Genomic DNA, 19046 nt, shown 5'->3' with positions numbered 1-19046 from the left:
GATGCCCCGCACCCGCTCCCACTCCCGGCCCGCGTTCCGGAGGTCCATGCGGTTCGTCGAGACCCGCGCGGCGCTGCTGTTCATCAGCCCGTGGATCCTCGGCTTCCTGATCTTCACCGCGTGGCCCGTCATCAACAGCGCCTACCTGTCGCTGACCGACTACGACGTGATCAACGACCCGTCGTTCGTCGGGCTCGACAACTACCGGACCCTCTTCGAGGACCCCAAGGTCGGCCTGGCGCTCAGGAACACGTTCATCTTCATGGTGATGTCGGTCCCGGCCCAGCTGGTCGTCTCCCTGGGACTGGCGCTGCTGCTCAACAGCGCCACCAAGGCCACCGGCTTCTTCCGCACGGCGTTCTTCCTGCCCAAGATGACGCCGCCGGTCGCCGTCGGCATCCTGCTGCTGATGTTGTTCAACGGGCAGAGCGGCCTGATCAACGGCTTCCTCGGCATCTTCGGCATCGACGGCCCCGCGTGGACCACCGACCCCGACTGGGTCAAGCCCGGCCTGGTGCTCATGAGCCTGTGGACCGTCGGCTCGTCGGTGGTCATCATCCTGGCCGCGCTGCGCGGCGTCCCCCAGGAGCTGTACGACTCCGCCGTCGTCGACGGGGCCGGCTGGTGGAAGCGCACGCTGCGCATCACCGTGCCGATGATCAGTCCCACCCTGTTCTTCCTGTTCATCGTGGACAGCATCAACGCCCTGCAGTCGTTCACGGAGGCGTACACCGCCTTCTTCGGCTCGGGCAACACCACCTACAGCAACGACGCCGCGCTGTTCTACGCCATCTACCTGTTCCAGCAGGCCTTCGAGTTCCTGCACATGGGCTACGCCTCGGCCCTGGCCTGGCTGCTGTTCATCGTGATCATGGCGATCACGGTCGTGCAGATCCTGGTGACCAGGCGGTTCGTCCACTACGAAGGGGGGAAACCGTGAGGCGCGCCCGGCTGATCCTGACGTGGACCGCGCTGAGCGCGTTCGCCATCGCGTTCATCTACCCGTTCGTCTGGCTGCTCAGCGCCTCCTTCAAGCCGCGCAGCGAGGTGTTCGACCACCGGCTGATCCCGGAGACGTTCACCTTCGACAACTACATCAAGGTCTGGCAGGAGGCGCCGCTGGCCCTGTGGATGGTGAACACGCTCTTCGTGACCGTGCTCGCGGCGGTCGCCGTGACGATCACGAGTGCGATGGTGGCGTGGGGCTTCGCCTACTTCCGCTTCCCCGGCAGGGGAGCGCTGTTCGGCGTCGTGCTCGGCACGATGATGTTGCCGGGCGCGGTCACCATGATCCCGGTGTTCCTCATCTGGAACTCCCTCGGCATGGTGGGCACGCTGACCCCGCTGTGGGCCCAGAACCTGTTCGGCAGCGCCTTCTACATCTTCCTGCTGCGCCAGTTCTTCCTCGGGCTGCCGCGCGAACCGTTCGAGGCGGCGAAGATCGACGGCGCGAACAACTGGCAGATCTTCACCAAGGTCGCCCTGCCGCTGTGCAAGCCGGCGGTCGTGGTGACGCTGCTGTTCGAGTTCCAGGCGGCCTGGACCGACCTGATGCGGCCGCTCATCTACCTGCGCGACTCCAGCACGTTCACCGTGCCACGCGGGCTGAAGGCGCTGCTCGACCAGTTCGGGTTCGGCGGCGAATGGCACTGGGAGATCGTCATGACGGCCAGCGTGATCACCACTATCCCGATGATCATCCTGTTCTTCATCGGCCAGAAACACTTCGTCAAGGGCATCGCGACCACGGGGAGCAAGGGATGAGCTTCCCCGACGGATTCCTGTGGGGCGCGGGCACGTCCGCGTACCAGATCGAGGGCCACCACGGCAGGGGCGAGTCCGTGTGGGACGTGTTCTGCCGCCGGCCCGGCGCCGTCGAGGGCGGCGGCGACGGCTCCCGGGCGTGCGACTCTTTCGTGCGCTGGCGTGAGGACGTCGAGCTGGTCAAGGAGCTCGGGCTGCGCGCCTACCGCTTCTCCACCGGCTGGTCACGGGTCATGCCCGACGGCGTGCGCCCCGACCCGAAGGCGCTCGACCACTACGAGCGCTTCGCCGACGCGCTGCTCGAAGCCGGGGCGGAGCCCGTGCTCACGCTCAACCACTGGGACATGCCTTCCGCGCTGACCGGCGGCTGGGCCGAGCGCGCCACCGTGTCCGCCTTCGCCGCCTACACCGAGGCGGTCGCGGGGCGGCTCGCCGACCGCGTCACCTGGTGGATCACCCAGAACGAGCCGTGGATCATCCAACTGCTCGGCTACCAGCTCGGCCTGCACGCCCCCGGCGTCGCCGACCTGGGCACGGCCGTCAAAGCCGGCCACCACGTGCTGCTCGGCCACGGCGCGGCGGCCGACGTGCTGCACGCCCACCCCGGCGTGCTGGCCGGCTCGGCGCTCAGCCTCTTCCCCTGCGACCCGGCCACCGACAGCGAGGCCGACCGGGCCGCCGCCACCGGCTCGGACGGCTACGTCAACCGGTGGTACCTCGACCCGCTGCTCGCCGGCGGCTACCCCGCCGACATGCGCGAGCACTGGGAACGGGCGCTCGGCCACGGCCTGGACTTCATCCAGGACGGCGACGAGGCCGCCATCGGCGGGCGCAGCGACTTCCTCGGCGTCAACTACTACACCAGGCGCGTCATGGCCGCCGCGCCGCCCGGCCCGTTCCCCTGGCGGGTCGTCGGGCCCAGCGGCGACGTGGCCAGGACCGACGAGGGCTGGGAGATCAACGCGGGGGCGCTGCGCGACCTGCTGATCGGCCTGAGCCGCCGCTTCCCCGCCACGCCGCTGATGGTCACCGAGAACGGCGGCGTCTTCGGCGACACGCCCGCACACGACGGCCAGGTCCACGACAACCGCAGGATCGCGTTCCTGCGCGACCACGTCGCGGCCGTCGGCGAGGCCATCGACGCGGGGGCCGACGTGCGCGGCTACCTCCACTGGTCGCTCATGGACAACTTCGAGTGGGCGCTGGGCTACCGGCCCAGGTTCGGGCTCGTCCACGTCGACTACGCGACCGGGGCCCGGACGATCAAGGACTCCGGGCGCTACTACGCCCGGCTCATCGCCGGGGGCGGCGCCGCCCCCGCCCTGCCCAGGATCGAGGCTTACGGCTAGACCATGCGGATCACCACCACGGACACCGCCTACCACCTGGACAGCGGGCACTACCGGCTGACCGTCTCGCGCACCGACCCCAGCGCCGAGCTGGAAGGCTGGCTGACGCTCAGCCTCATCGCCTCCGTCGCCACCAGGAGCGACCGCGACGAGACGTACGAGACCCTGCCGCCCGTGCTCGCCGAGCGCGGCGACGTGGCCGTCTTCGACTTCCCGCAGCGCTCGACCGCGTGGGAGGCCAAGACCGTCCGCCTGACCTGCACCCCCGAGACGATCGCGCTGGAGGTGCGGGTCGAGGGCGACGGCGTGATCGGCGAGGTGACGCTGCTCGGCGGGCGGGCCGTGCTGAACACCCGCGCGGCCGGCACGTTCCGCTCGGCGGTGCACGCGCGCGGCGTCTTCAACCCCACGCCCACGCACCCGGTGCAGGTGGTGCGGCCCGTGTCGGCGCCGCTCGCGCTCACCGTGATCGGCGACGCCTCGCCTGGCCGCCTGCACGCCGTCTTCTCGCCGCCGCCGCTGGCCCTGGCCTTCGGCAAGGGGGAGCCCGACGGCGGCGCGACCTCCGTACCCGAAGGCCCCTGGCTGGGCGCGTCGGTGCGCGCCGGGATCGCGGACCTGACCTTCACCGAGCTCCGGTACGAGCCCCTCGACGGCGGCGCGCTGCTGCGGTTCGACTACGAGTGCCAGACGGGGGTGAGCGGCGCGTGGACGTCGCCGGCCGTGGTGTTCCGCGCCGCGTCGTCCCCGTGGGAGGCCATCTCCCACCACCGGGAGGACCTCGTCGAGCACGGCCTGGCCCCGCGGGGACCGGTCGCGGAGCGGCACGACTGGTGGAGCGGGACGATCTTCTGCGGCTGGGGCGCCCAGTGCGCGCGGGCCGACGGACGCTCCCCGGTCGAGCTGTCCCGGCAGGACCTCTACGACACGTGGCTGGCCAGGCTGGAGGAGCACGGCGTCGTGCCCGCCACCATCGTCATCGACGACCGGTGGCAGCTCACCTACGGCAACCAGGAGCCCGACCCCGGCAAGTGGCCCAGGCTGCGCGAGTGGATCGCCGACCGGCACGCGCGCGGGCAGCGGGTGCTGCTGTGGTGGCGCGCGTGGTCGCCCGACGGGCTGCCCGCCGAGGAGTGCGTGACCGACGCCGCGGGCCGCGCCGTGGCCGCAGACCCGTCCAACCCCGCCTACCGGCGCAGGATCGGGGAGATCATGCGCCGGCTGCTCGGCGACCTCGACGCCGACGGATTCAAGATCGACTTCACGCAGTGGTTCCCCAGCGGGTCGCACCTCAAGGCGTACGGCTCCACGTGGGGGCTCTCCCTCCTGCACGAACTGCTCGGCACCATGTACGCTGCCGCCAAACGCGTCAAGCCCGACGCCCTGATGATCACCCACACTCCGCACCCCGCGTTCGGGGACGTCAGCGACATGATCAGGCTCAACGACGTGCTGGAGCTCGACGCCCGGGGCGAGCCCGTGCCCGCCGTCGACCAGCTCCGCTTCCGCCACGCGGTGGCCGTCCACGCCATGCCGGAGCACCTCGTCGACACCGACCAGTGGCCCATGCCGAGCCGGGCCGACTGGCTCGCCTACGCGCGGGAACAACCGTCGCTCGGCGTGCCCGCCCTCTACTACGTGGAGTCCATCGACAACACCGGCGAACCCATCACCGGCGACGACCTGCGCCAGGTGGCGGCGTGGTGGCGGCGATGAGGCAGGCCGAGGTCGTCGTGTACGGCGCGACGTCGGCGGGCGTGTGCGCCGCCGTCGCCGCCGCCCGCCGCGGCCTCGACACCGTGCTGCTCGAACCCGGCCGGCACGTCGGCGGCATGACCTCCGGCGGGCTCGGCTACACCGACATCGGCGACTCGCGTGTGCTGGGCGGGATGGCCGCCGAGTTCCGCCAGGCCGTCGCCGACGCCTACGGCGTGGCCCCCGGCCACTACGCCGGGCCGGAGCCGCACGTCGCCGAGGCCATCTTCGTGTCGTGGCTGGACCGCGCCGGCGTGGAGGTCGTGTACGACGCCCAGCTCCGCACGGTGGTCACCTCAGGGGACCGCATCTTCTCCGTCGTCACCCGCCAGGGCGACTACACCGCCGGCGCCTTCGTGGACGCGAGCTACGAGGGCGACCTGATGGCCGCCGCGGGCGTGTCGTACCGGGTCGGCAGGGAGGACCGCACGCTGCACGGCGAGACCTTCGCCGGGCGGCGCGAGGTCGTGCCCGGCATGCACAACTTCCCGCCGTGGATCTCCCCGTTCCGCGCCGACGGCACGCTGCTGCCGCAGGTCGCCGACGGGCCCATGGCCGAGGTGGGCGCCGGCGACGGCGGCGTCATGTCGTACGGCTACCGCGTCTGCCTGACCAGCGCCGACGACCGCATCCCGATCGAGCGGCGGCCCGGCTACGACGAGGAGCACTGGGAGCTCGGACGGCGGTTGTTCCACCACTGGCGCGAGCAGGGAGTCGAGCCCCGCGCCGGACGCCTCGTCGGCCTGGCGCCGAACCTCCCGAACGGCAAGTGCGACGGCAACTCGCTCGGGCCGTTCTCCCTCAGCGTGCTCGACCGCTCCGCCTGGGACTACCCTGACGCCGGCCCCGACGAGCGCGAACGCATCCGGCTGCACCACCTGCACCACGCCCAGGACCTGCTCTACTTCCTCTCCCACGACCCCGAGGTGCCCGCGGGCGTGCGGGCCGAGCTGGGGCGCTGGGGGCTGCCGCCCGACGAGTTCGCCGACACCGGCCACCTGCCGCACCAGCTGTACGTGCGGGAGGCGCGGCGGATGCTGGGGGACAGGCACCTGACGGAACACGACCTCGTCCAGAGCCGCCCGCAGCCGGACGTCATCGCGATGGGGTCGTACCACCTCGACATCCGCGAGGTGCAGCGGACCTGGCGGCAGGTGTACGAGCATCCCGACCCGGTGCCGATGGTCGTCACCGAGGGCTACCTGTCGGTGGGGGTCGCCCCCTACCAGATCCCGTACGCGGCGATCGTGCCCCGGCGCGCGGAATGCGGCAACCTCGTGGTGCCGGTGTGCCTGTCGGCCTCGCACGTGGCGTTCTCCTCCATCCGGATGGAGGTGCAGTACCAGATGCTCGGCCACGCCGCCGGGCTCGCCGCGGCGCGGGCGGCGGGGAGCGGCAAGGCGGTGCAGGACATCGACGTCGCCGCCCTTCAGGACGACCTCTCCGCCGCCGGCCAGGTGCTCTCCCTCTGACCGCGCCCCCGCGCCCCCGCCGGACCTCTGGTCAGGGTGCCCGGTCGCCGGCTGCCCGGCCAGGGCGCTCCGCCCGGGGCACCCGGCCGGGACGCGCCGCCCTGAGGAGCCGGCGCGGTCAGGGCGTGCCGGAGTGGCCGGCCTGCTCCAGCGCGGCCCGGACGAACGGCGGGATGACCCGGCGCAGGACGTTCGCCTTGTGCTCCTCGGCCCTGGCCAGCGCCCGCGCCACGGCGGCGGCCTGGGCGGGACGGGCGTCCGGGGCGGCGGCGAGCAGGTCGAGGGCCGTCAGGCCCGCCACGGCCATGTCCTTGGCGGCCGCCACCCAGCGGGCCAGCTCCGCGGCGATCGGCCCCGGCACGTCCGGCGGCAGCTCGGCCAGCCGGGTCAGCTCGTCACGCAGCCGTACGGGCGGCTCGCCCTTCAGCGCCTTCGCGCACAAGGACGTGAGCACCGGGCTCTGGTCGGCGCTGGGAGGCCAGGACGAGCACGCCTCCACCAGCGGCAGCAGCTCCGAGACGCCCGGCAGCAGCCGCACGGCGCGCTCGTGGGAGCAGGCCGGATCGTAGGCCGCCGGATGCCAGGCGTAGTCGGCCACGGTCGTGAGCGCGATCCGCGACGCCGCCGCCTCCACCATCGGGTTGGCCGTGACGCCCTCCAGCGGCACGCCGTCCAGCTCCGTCGACCGCCCGACCAGCGGACCCAGGAAGACCCGGTCGAAGTCGAAGTCGTTGACCGGGAAGTTGTCCCACAGGGCGACGCGGTGGCCGTAGGAGACCGCGGCGGCGGTCATGTCGCGCGCGGAGATCTCGCCCACCACGATGTCGGACCCGGTCCACCAGACCAGCACGTCCGGCGGCAGCTCGGCGGCGAGCCGGTCGCGGTAGGCCGTCGCGCCGGTGCCGGCGTAGTCGGTGGGCACCATGGTCAGCGGCCGGTCGGCCCCGCGCGTGGCGAGGAACCCCGCGGCGAAGTCGCGGCAGACGGCCGCGTGGGCGCTCGCGCTCGCACCCTCCCGCGTGCCGAACTCCTCCCTGTCGGGCTCGTGCCGCAGCTCGGGCGGGATGTCGTCGAAGAGCAGCGCGAACTCCCTGACGCCCACCTCCCACACCTGCTCCGCCTTGGCCCGCAGCGCCGCCCGCTCCCCGGCGTCGCTGTAGACCATCGACAGGCCGGGGCTCAGCGCGAACACGAACCTGACGTGCCGCGCCGCCGCCTCCGCCACCAGCTCGGCCAGCCTCGCCAGCTCCTCATCCGGATATGGCTCCCGCCACCTCTCCCGGTGGAACGGGTCGTCCTTGGGGGCGTAGACGTAGGCGTTGAGCTTGTGCCTGCCGGAGAAGCGCAGGTGTTCCATGCGGGCGGCGTGGGTCCACGGAGTGCCGTAGAAACCCTCGATGGTGCCCCGAAGCGGCAGGTCGGGCCAGTCGCGTATCTCGACCTCCGGCACGCACACCCGATGCTCGGAGCAGGCGGCTCCCGGGGGCGCCGTCAGGGCGAGCAGCGTCTGCGCGCCGTAGAAGGCGCCCGCGGGGTCCGCGCCGACGATCAGCACGCGGTCGCGGGCGGCGCTCAGCGTGTATCCCTCCGGCGGCAGCCCCGCCCCGGCGTCCACCCGCACCTCCACCTCCACCGGCCCGCCCGGCTGCCCGCCCGGCTGCCCGGCCGGTGGGGCGTCCCGCCCTTCGGGTGCGTTCGTGGATCCGAGAGTGCGCAGGGCGGCGGTGGCGGTGGCGGGACCGGGCTGGATGCGGCATCCGCTGAGGTCCACGTGCGACCGGCCGGCAGTGACTGTTTTCGGATGGGGGACGATCCAGTCCAGGGCATGCATTGTGGGAACGATACCGGATACAATCTCGCCCCGTGAGCGAGGATGTGACCGAAGTTTTGCCCGGGGTGTTCCGAATTTTGGACACCTGCCACGTCTATGTCATCGCGGCTCCCGGTCAGCCGGGAGAGGAACGCACCGGGATCGCCATCGACTTCGGCTCCGGCCGTGTGCTCGACCTCCTGGAAGAGCTCGGCCTCGACCGGCTCACCGATGTTCTCATGACACACCACCACCGTGACCAGGCACAAGGCCTGGCCAAGGCGGTGGAGGCGGGCGTGGCCGTGCACGTGCCGCCGGTCGAGCGCGACCTGTTCGAGAAGGTCGGCGACATGTGGCAGGGGCGGCGCATCAGCAACGACTACGACCTGCGCGACGACCGCTTCTCGCTGCTGGAGCCGGTGCGGGTCGACGGCGTGGTGCCCGAATACCGCACGGCCCGCTACGGCGGCGTGGACGTCCGCGTCCTGCCCACCCCCGGTCACACCCCTGGCTCCGTCAGCTACCTGGTGGAGGCCGGCGGCACCAAGGCGGCCTTCACCGGCGACCTGATCTACGCGCCGGGAAAGGTGTGGTCGCTGGCCGCCACCCAGTGGTCCTACACCGAGAACGAAGGCCCCGCGATGGTCGTCCTGAGCTCCGAGCTGCTCCAGCGGGAGGAGCTCGACGTGCTGCTGCCCTCGCACGGCGAGCCGATGACCGACCCCGCGGACGCGCTCGCGCGGCTGTCCACGGCCATGCAGCGCTACGTCGACTTCCGCCGCCCGCATCCCTGGAACGTGCGCGGGCTGCTGGCCGAGCCGTTCATCGAGGTCACCCCTCACCTGCTGATGAACAGGAGCAGCCAGTCCTACAGCTATGTCCTGCTGTCGGAGTCGGGCGCGGCCATGGTGTTCGACTTCGGCTACGACATGTGCACCGGCCTGGTGAGCAGCACCGCGCGTGAGGCCCGCCGGCCGTGGCTGGCGTCGCTGCCCGCGCTGCGCGAGCTCCACGGCGTCACCGAGGTCGAGGTGGCGCTGCCCACCCACTACCACGACGACCATGTGGCGGGCATGCCCCTGCTGCGCGACGTCGAGGGCACCGAGATCTGGGCGCCGTCCCACATCGCCCCGATCCTGGCCACGCCGCTCCACCACGACCTGCCCTGCCAGTGGTTCGACCCGATCCCGGCCGACCGGGTGCTGGGGCTGGGAGAGACGGTGCGGTGGCACGAGTACGAGATCACGGTGTACGACCTGCCGGGGCACACGCTGTTCGCGGCGGCGTACGCGTTCGAGGTGGACGGGCACCGGGTGCTCGTCACCGGCGACCAGCAGGACGGCAGCGGCGTCCCGGGCGAACGCCAGGAGATCCTGAACTTCCAGTACAAGAACAGGTTCAGGATCGAGGACTACCGCAAGAGCGCCGCACTCTACCGGCGGCTCCGCCCCGACCTTATGGTCAGCGGCCACTGGCGCCCCCGCTGGGTGGACGACGACTACCTGCGCATGCTCACCGAGCGCGGCGAGGAGCTCGTCGCCCTCCACCACGACCTGCTCCCGCTCGACCGGCTCGATGTGGGGGCCGACACGGTGTTGTGCCGCCTGACCCCTTACTATTCGAGCGTCCCCGCCGGGGGCGAGATCACGCTGACGGCCACGGTGCGCAATCCCTGGCCGGGCAAGGCGACGGTCACCGTGGAGCCGGTCGTTCCGCCGGGCTGGCGTCGCGAGCCGGGGCCTTCGACGCTAAGGCTGGACGGAGGGGGTATGGATCAGGTGCGTTTCCGTCTCGGCGCGGACACCGTGCCGCGGCGCCGCGTACGCCTCGCCGTCGATGTGACCATCGGCGATCTGCGCCTCGGGCAACACGCCGAGGCGCTGGTCGACGTGGTCGGGGAAGGGAATTGATGACCGTAGAGCGGCGCCCGTCCCCCAGCCGTTCCCGGCGTCCCACGATCAAGGACGTCGCGGAGGCCGCCGGCGTCTCCCGCTCCACCGTCTCCCGGGCGCTGACCGGGCGCGGCTACGCGGCCAGCGACGTGCGCGAGCGGGTGCTCCGGGCGGCGGCCGAGCTCGGCTACGTGCCCGACGTGATGGCCCGCACTCTCAAACAGCAGGTGAGCAGGTCCGTCGGCGTGCTGGTGAGCGACCTGCGCAACCCGTTCTACGCGGAGCTGGCCGCGGGGGCCAGCAGGGAGGCCCGCGAGCGCGGCTACACGATGGTCCTGGCGGACACGAGCCTGTCGGCCGAGGCGGAGAGCGAGGCCGCGGAGGCGCTCGTGGCGCTCCGGGTGGCCGGCGTGGTCGTGACGCCCAACTCCTCGGCCGTCGCCACCTACCTCGGCGCCCACGGCATCCCGGTCGTCGAGGTCGACCGGCAGTTCGCGGCGGGCTCGACCGACGGCGTCGTGGTCGGCAACCGCGTCGGCGCCCGCACGGCCACCTCCCACCTGGTGGAGCTGGGTCACCGCCGGATCGCGCTGTTCATCGACGAGACCGACTGGACCACCGGCTACGAGCGCTACCAGGGCTATCTCGAAGCGCTCGCGGCGGGCGACATCAAGGTCGAGCCCGAGCTGGTCGTCTCGTCGGGCTGGGACGTCGCCGACTCCCGGCGCAGGGCGCTCGACATGCTGCGCGGGCCCGACAGGCCCACGGCCGTCTTCGCGGCCAACAACGTGCTCGCCGAGGGCGTCTGGCGGGCGATCGGCGAGCTGGGGCTGCGGGTGCCCGGCGACATCAGCCTCGTGGCCTTCGACGACGCGCCCTGGATGAGCATGGTCTCGCCCACGGTCAGCGCGGTCTCGCAGAACACGTACGGTCTGGGCGCGACCGCCGTACGCCGGCTGTCGGAGCGAATCGAGATGCCCGAGGCCGACTCGGTCACCACAGTCCTCAACGTGCGGCTGATCAGCCGCGAGTCCACCGCACCACCCCCCAAGATCTGACATTTCGGCATATGCCGCGTTGACCCGTGGGGAAAGGTCGCCCTAGGATCCCGTGTGGGAACGATGTCACAGTCCTGGTGCGGCGCCCGTTCCCGTCGGAGGCCCAATGGAGCACGATCTTCCCCCCGTTCTGTCGCTGGACATCGGCGGCACCAAACTCGCCGCCGGTGTCGTCACCGGCGACGGCCGGATCCACGGCTGGCAACTCGTCCCCACCCTCAGGGACGAAGGGCCGCGGCGCGTGTTGTCCAGGCTCTTCGACCTGGGCAGAAAGGCCATCGCCGAGGCGGGCGTGCCCCACGTGGCGGCCGTCGGCATCTCCTGCGGCGGGCCGCTCGACGCGGCGGCCGGCGTGCTGGAGTGCCCGCCGCACCTGCCCGGGTGGATCGACATCCCGATCGGCGCGATGGCGACGGAGGCGTTCGGCGTCCCGTCCGCGCTTGAGAACGATGCCACGGCCGCCGCCCTGGGCGAATTCCGGCATGGCGCGGGGCGCGGCACGTCCACGATGCTCTACCTCACCGTGTCCACCGGCGTCGGCGGCGGCTCCGTCATCGGCGGGCGCCTGCACCGGGGCGCGGCCGGCAACGGCGGCGAGCTGGGCCACGTGATGGTCAGGCCCGGCGGCCGCACGTGCTCGTGCGGCCGGCTGGGCTGCCTGGAGGCGTACGCGTCCGGCACCTCCATCGCCGAGCGCGCCCGCGAGGCCGTCGCCGCCGGGCGCGCCTCGTCCCTGTCCGCCATCGAGTCCCCGACGGCCGAGGACGTCTCCCTCGCGGCGGCCGCCGGTGACGCGCTCGCGAACGAGATCTGGGACGAGACCACCGGGGCGCTCGGCACCGCGATCACCGACCTGGTGAACGCGTTCGAGCCGGAGCTCGTCGTCCTCGGCGGTGGCGTCACCCGTTCCGGCGCCCGGCTCCTCGACCCCGTCGCCGCCGCCGTCGCCAGGGACGCCATGCCTCCCGCGGCCCGCGCCGCCCGCATCGAGCTCGCACAGCTCGGCGCGGGAGTGTGCGTGGTGGGCGCCGGCGCCGTCGCACACGACCTCGTCACAGGAAAGACCGATGCCTGACCTGCCCCCGCTGACCGCACCTCCGACCCCGACCCCACACGACCCGTCCCCCGAGACGTCCCGGACGTCCCGCGACACTGGAGGAGCCGGGACGTCCGGGCTGCCGCCCGTGCTGGCCGGGCACGTCGAAGGCCATCTCGCGGCGGCCCGCCGCATGGCGGAGCTGGTCCCGGCCGTCGAGGCCGTCGCGGACCTGCTCATCGAGGCCTTCACCGGCGGCGGCACCCTCTACACGATGGGCAACGGCGGCAGCGCGGCCGACGCCCAGCACCTCACGGGCGAGCTGGTCGGCCACTACAAGCGCGACCGCCGCCCGCTGCCCGCGGTGACGCTCACGACCGACGCCACGGTCATGACGTGCATCGCCAACGACTACGCCTACGAGGAGGTCTTCGCCCGGCAGGTCCAGGCCCTCGCCCGGCGAGGAGACGTCGTGGCGGCGTTCACCACCAGCGGGAACTCGCCCAACGTGGTCGAGGCCCTGGCGACCGCACAGAGCAGGGGAGCGGTCACGGTACTCTTCGGCGGCGGCGACGGCGGAGCCGCCGCGAAGCACGCCGACCACCTCCTTCTCGCCCCCTCGTCCGAGACCCCGCGCATCCAGGAGATCCACACACTGATGCTGCACATGATCAGCGACAAGGTCGACGCATGGGCCGCCGCATGACCAGGTCCCCTGACCCCACGCCCGCCGACCGCACACCCGCCGCCCCCATGGCGAACGCCCCCTCGGGTGCGCAACCCGCCGACCTGCCCCATGCGCCGCGACCGGCCGCCACCCCTGGCCGCACCCTGCACATGATCGGCAACGCACACCTCGACCCGGTGTGGTTGTGGCCGTGGCAGGAGGGCTACCAGGAGGCGCGGGCGACGTTCTGGTCGGCGATCCACCGCATGGACGAATATCCCGACTTCGTCTTCACCTGCGACCAGGTCGTCCTGCTGTCCTGGGTGGAGGAGTCCGACCCCGAGCTGTTCGCCAGGATCCAGGAGAAGGTCGCCGAGGGCCGCTGGGTGATGACCGGCGGCTGGTGGGTGGAGCCCGACTGCAACATGCCGTCGGGGGAGTCGTTCGTCCGCCAGGGTCTGTACGGCCAGCGCTATCTGAAGGAGAAGTTCGGGGTCACCGCGTCCGTCGGCATGAACGTCGACCCGTTCGGCCACAACGCCATGCTGCCCGCCATCCTGCGCGGGCAGGGCATGGACTCCTACTGCTTCCTGCGCCCCGGGCCGCACGAGAGCGAGTTGCCCGGCACGATGTTCTGGTGGGAGGCGCCCGACGGCAGCCGCGTGCTGGCGTACCGCATCCCGTTCGAATACTGCAGCCCGCCCGGCGAGGTCGCGGGGCAGACCGAGAAGGCGCTCGGCCAGCTCGACCGCTCGCTCGGCGACCTGATGATCTTCTACGGCGTCGGCAACCACGGCGGCGGCCCCACCAAGGCCAACATCGAGTCCATCCACCGCTACGACCGGATGGGCACGTTCGGCGAGCTGACGATGTCGTCGCCGCGCCGCTACTTCGACGAGATGGCCAAGCGCCTCGGCGAGCAGGGCCTGGCCGAGCTGCCGGTGTGGCGCGACGACCTGCAGCACCACGCGGCCGGCTGCTACTCCTCCCACTCCGGCGTCAAGGCGTGGCAGCGCAGGGCGCAGGCGGCCGTGCTGTCGGCCGAGCGGTGGGCCGCGATCGCCGGCCACGACGCCCGCGCCGACCTGGAACGCGCGTGGAAGCAGGTGCTGTTCAACCAGTTCCACGACGTGCTGCCGGGCTCGGCCATCGAACCCGCCTACGACGACGCCCGCGACCAGCTCGGCGAGGCCGTGGCGATCTCCAAGCGGATCATCACCAGGGCGCACAACGTGATCGCCCGCGACATCCGCGTGCCCGAGGAGACCGGCACCCAGCCGGTGATCGTCTTCAACCCGCACCCGTGGCCCGTCACCACCCGGGTCGAGATGCAGTACGGACTCGCCCCCAACGGCGTGCACGTCGTGGACGCCGACGGCGCCGACGTGCCGTGCCAGCGCACCCAGTCGGTGGCGACCACCGATGACAAGGGCCGCGGCGCCACCGTGTTCCAGGCCGAGCTGCCGCCCCTGGGCTACCGCCTCTACCGGCTGCGCCAGGGCCCCGGCATGCACGCGGCCGGCACGCTGTCGGCCTCCGAGCTGCACCTGGAGAACGACGTGCTCCGCCTGGAGCTCGACCCCGCCACGGGCTGGCTGACGAGCCTGCTCGACAAGCGCACCGGCGTCGACCTGGTGGCCGGGGCGGCGGGCGAGCACACCCAGATCTGCGAGGACCCGACCGACACCTGGGGACACCGCGTCGTGTCCTACGACTGGCCGGGCGAGGCGATGGCGACCACCGGCATCGTGCTGCGCGAGAGCGGCCCGCTGCGCGCCCGCATCCGGGTCGAGCGGGCGTGGGGCCGCTCGACGATGACCGAGGAGTTCATCCTGGGCGCGGGCGACGACGACGCGGTCGAGGTGCGGGTCACGCTCGACTGGCGCGAGCGGGCGCACCTGATGAAGCTGCGTTTCCCGGTCGCGCTGGAGAACCCCGCGGCAACGTACGAGATCCCGTTCGCGCATCTCGGCAGGCCGATCGACGGGGCCGAGGAACCCGCCCAGTCCTGGGTGGACCTGTCGGGCGTCGTCGACGGCGCGCGCGCCGGGCTGGCCGTGGTGAACAACGCCAAGCACGGCTACGACGTCGCCCCGCCGAGCGCCGGCCGCGACCACAGCATCGGCATCACGGCCGTGCGCAGCCCCGTCTACGCCTGGCACGACCCCCGGCTGCTCGACCCCGACGGCCACTACTCCTACCAGGACCAGGGCACGCAGCGGTTCGCGTACCTGCTGGTGCCGCACGCGGGCGACTGGCGCGCCGCCGGGCTGACCCGCCGGGCGGCGGTGCTCGGCTCCCCGGTGCGGGCGATGCTGGAGAGCTTCCACGACGGCCCGCTTCCCCCGGCGCGCGGCTACCTCGACGACGGCGGCGGCCAGGTCATGGTGACCGCGGTGAAGCTGCACGAGGACGCGCCGCGCGACCTGGTGGTGCGCGCCGTGGAGAGCACCGGCCGGGCGGCCGCGGCCACGCTCGACATCCCGCTGGCCGGCGTCAGGATCACGGCCGACTTCGGGCCGAGCCAGATCCGTACGTTCCGGATCCCGCTCGACGATCCGCACTCCGCCGTGGAGACCGACCTGCTGGAGCTCGGCAGCCGCAAGGGCGCGTTCACCGTGGAGTCGTGGTGACCGGTCCGCTGCTGATCGCCGACCCCGGTGGCGGCGAGGTGGCCGTCGAGGTGCTGGGCGCGGGGCCGTACATCATGAGCGGGCGGTGGGGCGAGCGGCGCGCGACGGGCCGCCGCGAGCTGCGCCTGACCATCCGGTACGACGGCGCCGAGCCCTCCGCCGGCACCGTGCGCGTCAGCAGGCGGGTGCCCGCCGCCGAGCCGTGGTGGCTCATTCCCGGCCTGTTCTACGGCGAGAACCGGCCGGCGGCGTGCCGGCGGGTGTTCCCCCGCTTCGAGGCGGGCGCCGACCGGCCCGACGAGATGGTCTCGGCCCGGTGGGGGTTCCGCGCGGACCGGGCGGCCACCCCCGCCGTCATGGTGTGGGGCGACGAGGCGGGCGCCTGCCTGATCGCGGACGAGGAGTCGGCGCTCGGCGCCACCGGCCTGGCCGTCGAGCACACGGCGGGGGAGGCGACGATCGCGCTGCTCTTCCCGTACCAGGAGTTCCCGATCACCTACTACGGCTCGGCGCTGCCGCTGCCCGCCGGGGCCGCCACGCACGTGTGGCAGCCCGGCGAGTCGCACGAGCTGACCGTGGCGACGTGCCCGCTGCCGGACGACCGGCACGCGTACGCGCCGCTGCTGCGCGAGGACCGCGAGCTGCGCCTGCCCGCCGCGCCCGTCGAGCCGTGGCAGGACGTCGAGGAGGCGGCCGGCATCGCCGCCGAGGGCCTCTACCGCTGGCACTACGACCCCGACCCCGGCGTGCTGCTGGAGACGGTCGGGTTCGACCGGGAGGTCAGCGGCGCCGACGGCGAGCGGGTCGACCGGCAGGCCATGCACGTCGGCTGGGTGAGCGGCATCCCGTGGGCGGCCGCGCTGCTGGAGCACGGCCTGCGGACCGACCGGCCCGAGCACGTGGCCGCCGCCTCGCGGGTGATCGACTTCATCTGCGCCAACCTGTCGCCGTCCGGCACGTTCTGGGGTACGTGGTACCGCCGTTCGGGCTGGTCGCAGAGCTGGAGCCACACCAAGGACGCCCTGCACGCCCGCACGCTGGGGGAGGCGACGCTGTTCCTGCTGCGGGCGCTGCGCCACCGGCCCGACCCGGCCTGGCAGGCGGCGGCCCGCTCCAACCTCGACGTGATGGTGGCCCGCCAGCGGCCCGACGGCAACCTCGGCACCCTGCACCACGCGGCCACCGGGGAGGTGCTGTCCTGGTCGGGCGCGTCCGGGCTGACCTGGATCGCGGCCCTGTGCGAGGCGGGCGGCGAGAGGTACCTGCGGGCCGCGGAACGGGCGGGGGGCCACTACGCGGCCTTCGTCGAGGACGAGTTCATCTACGGCGCCCCCGAGGACGTCGACCTGGCGCCGACGTCGGAGGACGGCTACGCGGCCGTCATCGCGTACATGGCGCTGCACCGCGCCACGGACGACGCCCGCTGGCTCGACCTGGCCCGCCGCGCCGCCGACTGGACGCTCACCTTCCGCTACTCCTACAACGTGCGCTTCGGCCCCCGCACCCCCCTGGGCGTGTACGGCTTCGCCACCCGCGGCGCCGACCAGGCCTCACCGTCCAACCAGCACCTGCACGCCTACGGCCTGGTGTGCACCGACGAGCTGATCGCCCTGTCGGAGGCGCTCGGCGACCCCTACTACGCCGAGCGGGCGCACGAGACGCTGGCCTGCTTCCGCCAGCTGCTGCCCGCCGCCGACGGCGACCTGAACGCCTACCGCGGCATGATCACCGAGCGCTACTACCAGACCGACTGCTTCCAGCCGAAGGGCATGTACCTGACGTTGTCGCACGCCTGGAGCGCCGGGGTGCTGCTGCTGGCCTGCGAGCAGGTGCTCGCCCGTGACCGGCTCGCCTGGATGGACGCCGCCCCGCGAAGGCCCTAAGGTGCCCGTCGTGTCTGAATCGCCTGCCTTCACGAATCTCCTCGACGACGCCGCGCTGTTCTCGTTCGAACACCAGCTGCATCTGGAGGAGGTCCTCGGAGAGCACAGCTGGAACGTCGACCTGCAGCAGCCGCGTTTCGCGTTCACCGGTGGCCGCACCCTCACCTGCACCCGCTTCCACCTGCTCGGCAGCGCAGCCCCCGGCCCGCGCTCGTGGTTGTGGGCGTGGGCCAACCCGTCGGGTTACCCGCCTGAGGTGACGGCGGCCTCGGCGGCGCTGCGCGACTTCGGCCAGCGACACGGCATCCCGGAGCTCGCCTCCGCGGAGGTGCCGTTCGACGCGCTGCCCGGTCCGGCGGGGGAGCCGGCCTTCGCCGCCGCGCTCCTCACGGAGGCCGCCAAGGCCGTGAGCGGCCACTGGACCTCCTACAACGGCGACGCCGGCGGCGGCACCCGGGCGGCGTTCCTCGTCGAGCACCCGGACTTCCGGCTGCCGCCGCCCGAGCCGGCCCGGGTCATGCGGGTCCTCCAGGAGGGGATCACCGGCCTGCCCCTGACCGACCGGCGACGCGCCCTGCACGGCTACGCGGTGCGGCGAGGGCTGGGCGTCGACTGGACCGGCGGCCAGGCGCGGCTGACGGGGCCGGGGTTCGAGGCGACGGTCGCCTTCGACGAGCACGGCCGCCTCGCCGAACTCAAGGCCACGATGTCCCGGCCCGGCTGAGCCGTGCTGCGCCGCGGGCGGCTCAGCCGCCCGCGGCTTCCTAACTGCCGACCGGTTCCGCGCGAAGCCGGGCCGAGTGCTTGACCAGGGCGATGAGCACTTCGCGGCTGGACTCGCGTTTCCTGGCGTCGCACATGATGATGGGGACCGACGGGTTGAGCTGGAGGGCCAGCCGCACTTCGTCCAGGTCGAACTTCTGCGCCCCCTCGAAGCAGTTGACCGCCACCACGAACGGCGTGCCGCGCCGCTCGAAATAGTCGATCGAGGGGAAGCAGTCGGCCAGGCGCCGGGTGTCCGCCAGGATGACGGCGCCCAGTGAGCCCTCCGCCAGTTCGTCCCACACGAACCAGAAGCGTTCCTGCCCGGGCGTCCCGAACAGGTAGAGGACATAGTCGTTGCCGAGGGTGATCCGGCCGAAGTCCATCGCCACGGTGGTGGTGCGCTTGGCCTCGACGGAGGTGAGGTCGTCGACGCCGATCCCGCGGTCCGTCAGCACCTCCTCGGTGCGCAGCGGCCGGGTCTCGGAGACCGCGCCGACCATCGTCGTCTTGCCCGCGCCGAAGCCGCCGGCGACCAGGATCTTGATCGCCGTCGGCAGGCGCGGACGCTCAGAGCGAGCGAAGGCCATCGAGCACCGCCCTGTACATCTTCATGTCGTGCATGTCCACCTCGGATTGTGGTTCCTGGGCAGAAACGAGTTCGCGGTCGAACAGGTCGCCGAGCAGCACCCGGATCGTGCCGGCCGGCAGATCGAGGTAAGCGGCGATCTCGGCGACGGACTTGGGCTCACGGCAGAGCTGCAGGATGCGCAGGTGCTCCGGGTCGAGCCCGGCGTCGGGACCCGGGGCCGGCCCCACGGCCAGCGCCATGGAGATCAGGTCGAACCTCCCGTGCGCGGGCTGCGTGCGGCCGCGGGTCACGACGTAGGGGCGGATGATCTCAGGATCCACCCAGTGCTCGTCCGTGGGCCCGTCAGCGCCACCCCCAGGGCCACCCACAGGGC

General features: G+C 72.5%; 15 protein-coding genes. 12 read left to right on the top strand and 3 right to left on the bottom strand.

Features of this window, described 5'->3' with window-relative positions:
* Positions 1-46: 46 nt before the first annotated feature.
* From ABGB01_RS38775 to ABGB01_RS38755, 5 genes are read left to right on the top strand one after another with little or no spacing between them, the layout of a single operon-like run.
* Entirely contained in the window at positions 47-940 is an 894-nt protein-coding gene (locus ABGB01_RS38775; protein ID WP_347778685.1) for a sugar ABC transporter permease, read from the top strand.
* Positions 937-1764, top strand: coding sequence for a carbohydrate ABC transporter permease (locus ABGB01_RS38770; protein WP_347778684.1), 828 nt, complete (start codon positions 937-939; stop codon positions 1762-1764). The genes ABGB01_RS38775 and ABGB01_RS38770 overlap by 4 nt, the downstream gene beginning before the upstream one ends.
* Positions 1761-3113, top strand: a complete 1353-nt coding sequence (locus ABGB01_RS38765; RefSeq protein ID WP_347778682.1) for a GH1 family beta-glucosidase — start codon at positions 1761-1763, stop codon at positions 3111-3113. Before ABGB01_RS38770 ends, ABGB01_RS38765 begins: the two co-directional genes overlap by 4 nt.
* A gap of 3 nt (positions 3114-3116) precedes the next feature.
* Positions 3117-4829, top strand: coding sequence for a hypothetical protein (locus ABGB01_RS38760; protein ID WP_347778680.1), 1713 nt, complete (start codon positions 3117-3119; stop codon positions 4827-4829).
* Positions 4814-6340, top strand: a complete 1527-nt coding sequence (locus ABGB01_RS38755) for an FAD-dependent oxidoreductase (protein WP_347778679.1) — start codon at positions 4814-4816, stop codon at positions 6338-6340. Before ABGB01_RS38760 ends, ABGB01_RS38755 begins: the two co-directional genes overlap by 16 nt.
* Positions 6341-6458: 118 nt before the next feature.
* Here ABGB01_RS38755 and ABGB01_RS38750 read toward each other — a convergent pair whose 3' ends face one another.
* Positions 6459-8171 carry a beta-N-acetylglucosaminidase domain-containing protein gene (locus ABGB01_RS38750; protein WP_347778677.1) on the bottom strand — a complete coding sequence of 571 codons (1713 nt, stop codon included), beginning with the start codon at positions 8169-8171 and terminating at the stop codon, positions 6459-6461.
* A gap of 32 nt (positions 8172-8203) precedes the next feature.
* On the opposite strand from ABGB01_RS38750, the gene ABGB01_RS38745 reads away from it, so the two are divergent.
* From ABGB01_RS38745 to ABGB01_RS38715, 7 genes are all read left to right on the top strand, one after another.
* Positions 8204-10060: an MBL fold metallo-hydrolase gene (locus tag ABGB01_RS38745; RefSeq protein ID WP_347778676.1), complete on the top strand. Its 1857-nt coding sequence runs from the start codon at positions 8204-8206 to the stop codon at positions 10058-10060.
* Positions 10060-11100 (top strand): LacI family DNA-binding transcriptional regulator, encoded by a 1041-nt coding sequence (locus tag ABGB01_RS38740; RefSeq protein ID WP_347778674.1) that lies wholly within the window; start codon positions 10060-10062, stop codon positions 11098-11100. The genes ABGB01_RS38745 and ABGB01_RS38740 overlap by 1 nt, the downstream gene beginning before the upstream one ends.
* Positions 11101-11206: 106 nt before the next feature.
* Positions 11207-12175, top strand: coding sequence for an ROK family protein (locus ABGB01_RS38735; RefSeq protein ID WP_347778672.1), 969 nt, complete (start codon positions 11207-11209; stop codon positions 12173-12175).
* Complete coding sequence (locus tag ABGB01_RS38730) at positions 12168-12842, top strand: SIS domain-containing protein (RefSeq protein ID WP_347778671.1); 675 nt, start codon at positions 12168-12170, stop codon at positions 12840-12842. The genes ABGB01_RS38735 and ABGB01_RS38730 overlap by 8 nt, the downstream gene beginning before the upstream one ends.
* Positions 12839-15436: a glycoside hydrolase family 38 C-terminal domain-containing protein gene (locus tag ABGB01_RS38725; RefSeq protein WP_347778670.1), complete on the top strand. Its 2598-nt coding sequence runs from the start codon at positions 12839-12841 to the stop codon at positions 15434-15436. Before ABGB01_RS38730 ends, ABGB01_RS38725 begins: the two co-directional genes overlap by 4 nt.
* A complete protein-coding gene (locus ABGB01_RS38720) occupies positions 15433-17319 on the top strand; it encodes a hypothetical protein (RefSeq protein ID WP_347778668.1) in 1887 nt (628 codons plus the stop codon). Before ABGB01_RS38725 ends, ABGB01_RS38720 begins: the two co-directional genes overlap by 4 nt.
* 10 nt (positions 17320-17329) lie before the next feature.
* The gene (locus tag ABGB01_RS38715) at positions 17330-18043 is read left to right on the top strand and encodes a DUF6882 domain-containing protein (RefSeq protein WP_347778666.1); all 714 of its coding nucleotides are present in this window, start codon (positions 17330-17332) and stop codon (positions 18041-18043) included.
* 40 nt (positions 18044-18083) lie between these two features.
* Here ABGB01_RS38715 and ABGB01_RS38710 read toward each other — a convergent pair whose 3' ends face one another.
* Together ABGB01_RS38710 and ABGB01_RS38705 are read right to left on the bottom strand one after the other, a co-directional pair.
* Complete coding sequence (locus ABGB01_RS38710) at positions 18084-18671, bottom strand: ATP/GTP-binding protein (RefSeq protein ID WP_347778664.1); 588 nt, start codon at positions 18669-18671, stop codon at positions 18084-18086.
* Positions 18652-18993, bottom strand: coding sequence for a DUF742 domain-containing protein (locus tag ABGB01_RS38705; protein ID WP_132516231.1), 342 nt, complete (start codon positions 18991-18993; stop codon positions 18652-18654). The genes ABGB01_RS38710 and ABGB01_RS38705 overlap by 20 nt, the downstream gene beginning before the upstream one ends.
* Between the last annotated feature and the right edge of the window lie 53 nt (positions 18994-19046).

Source organism: Nonomuraea sp. B5E05 (assembly GCF_039880665.1).
Lineage (GTDB): Bacteria > Actinomycetota > Actinomycetes > Streptosporangiales > Streptosporangiaceae > Nonomuraea.
This window is presented reverse-complemented; position numbering and strand designations above follow the sequence as displayed.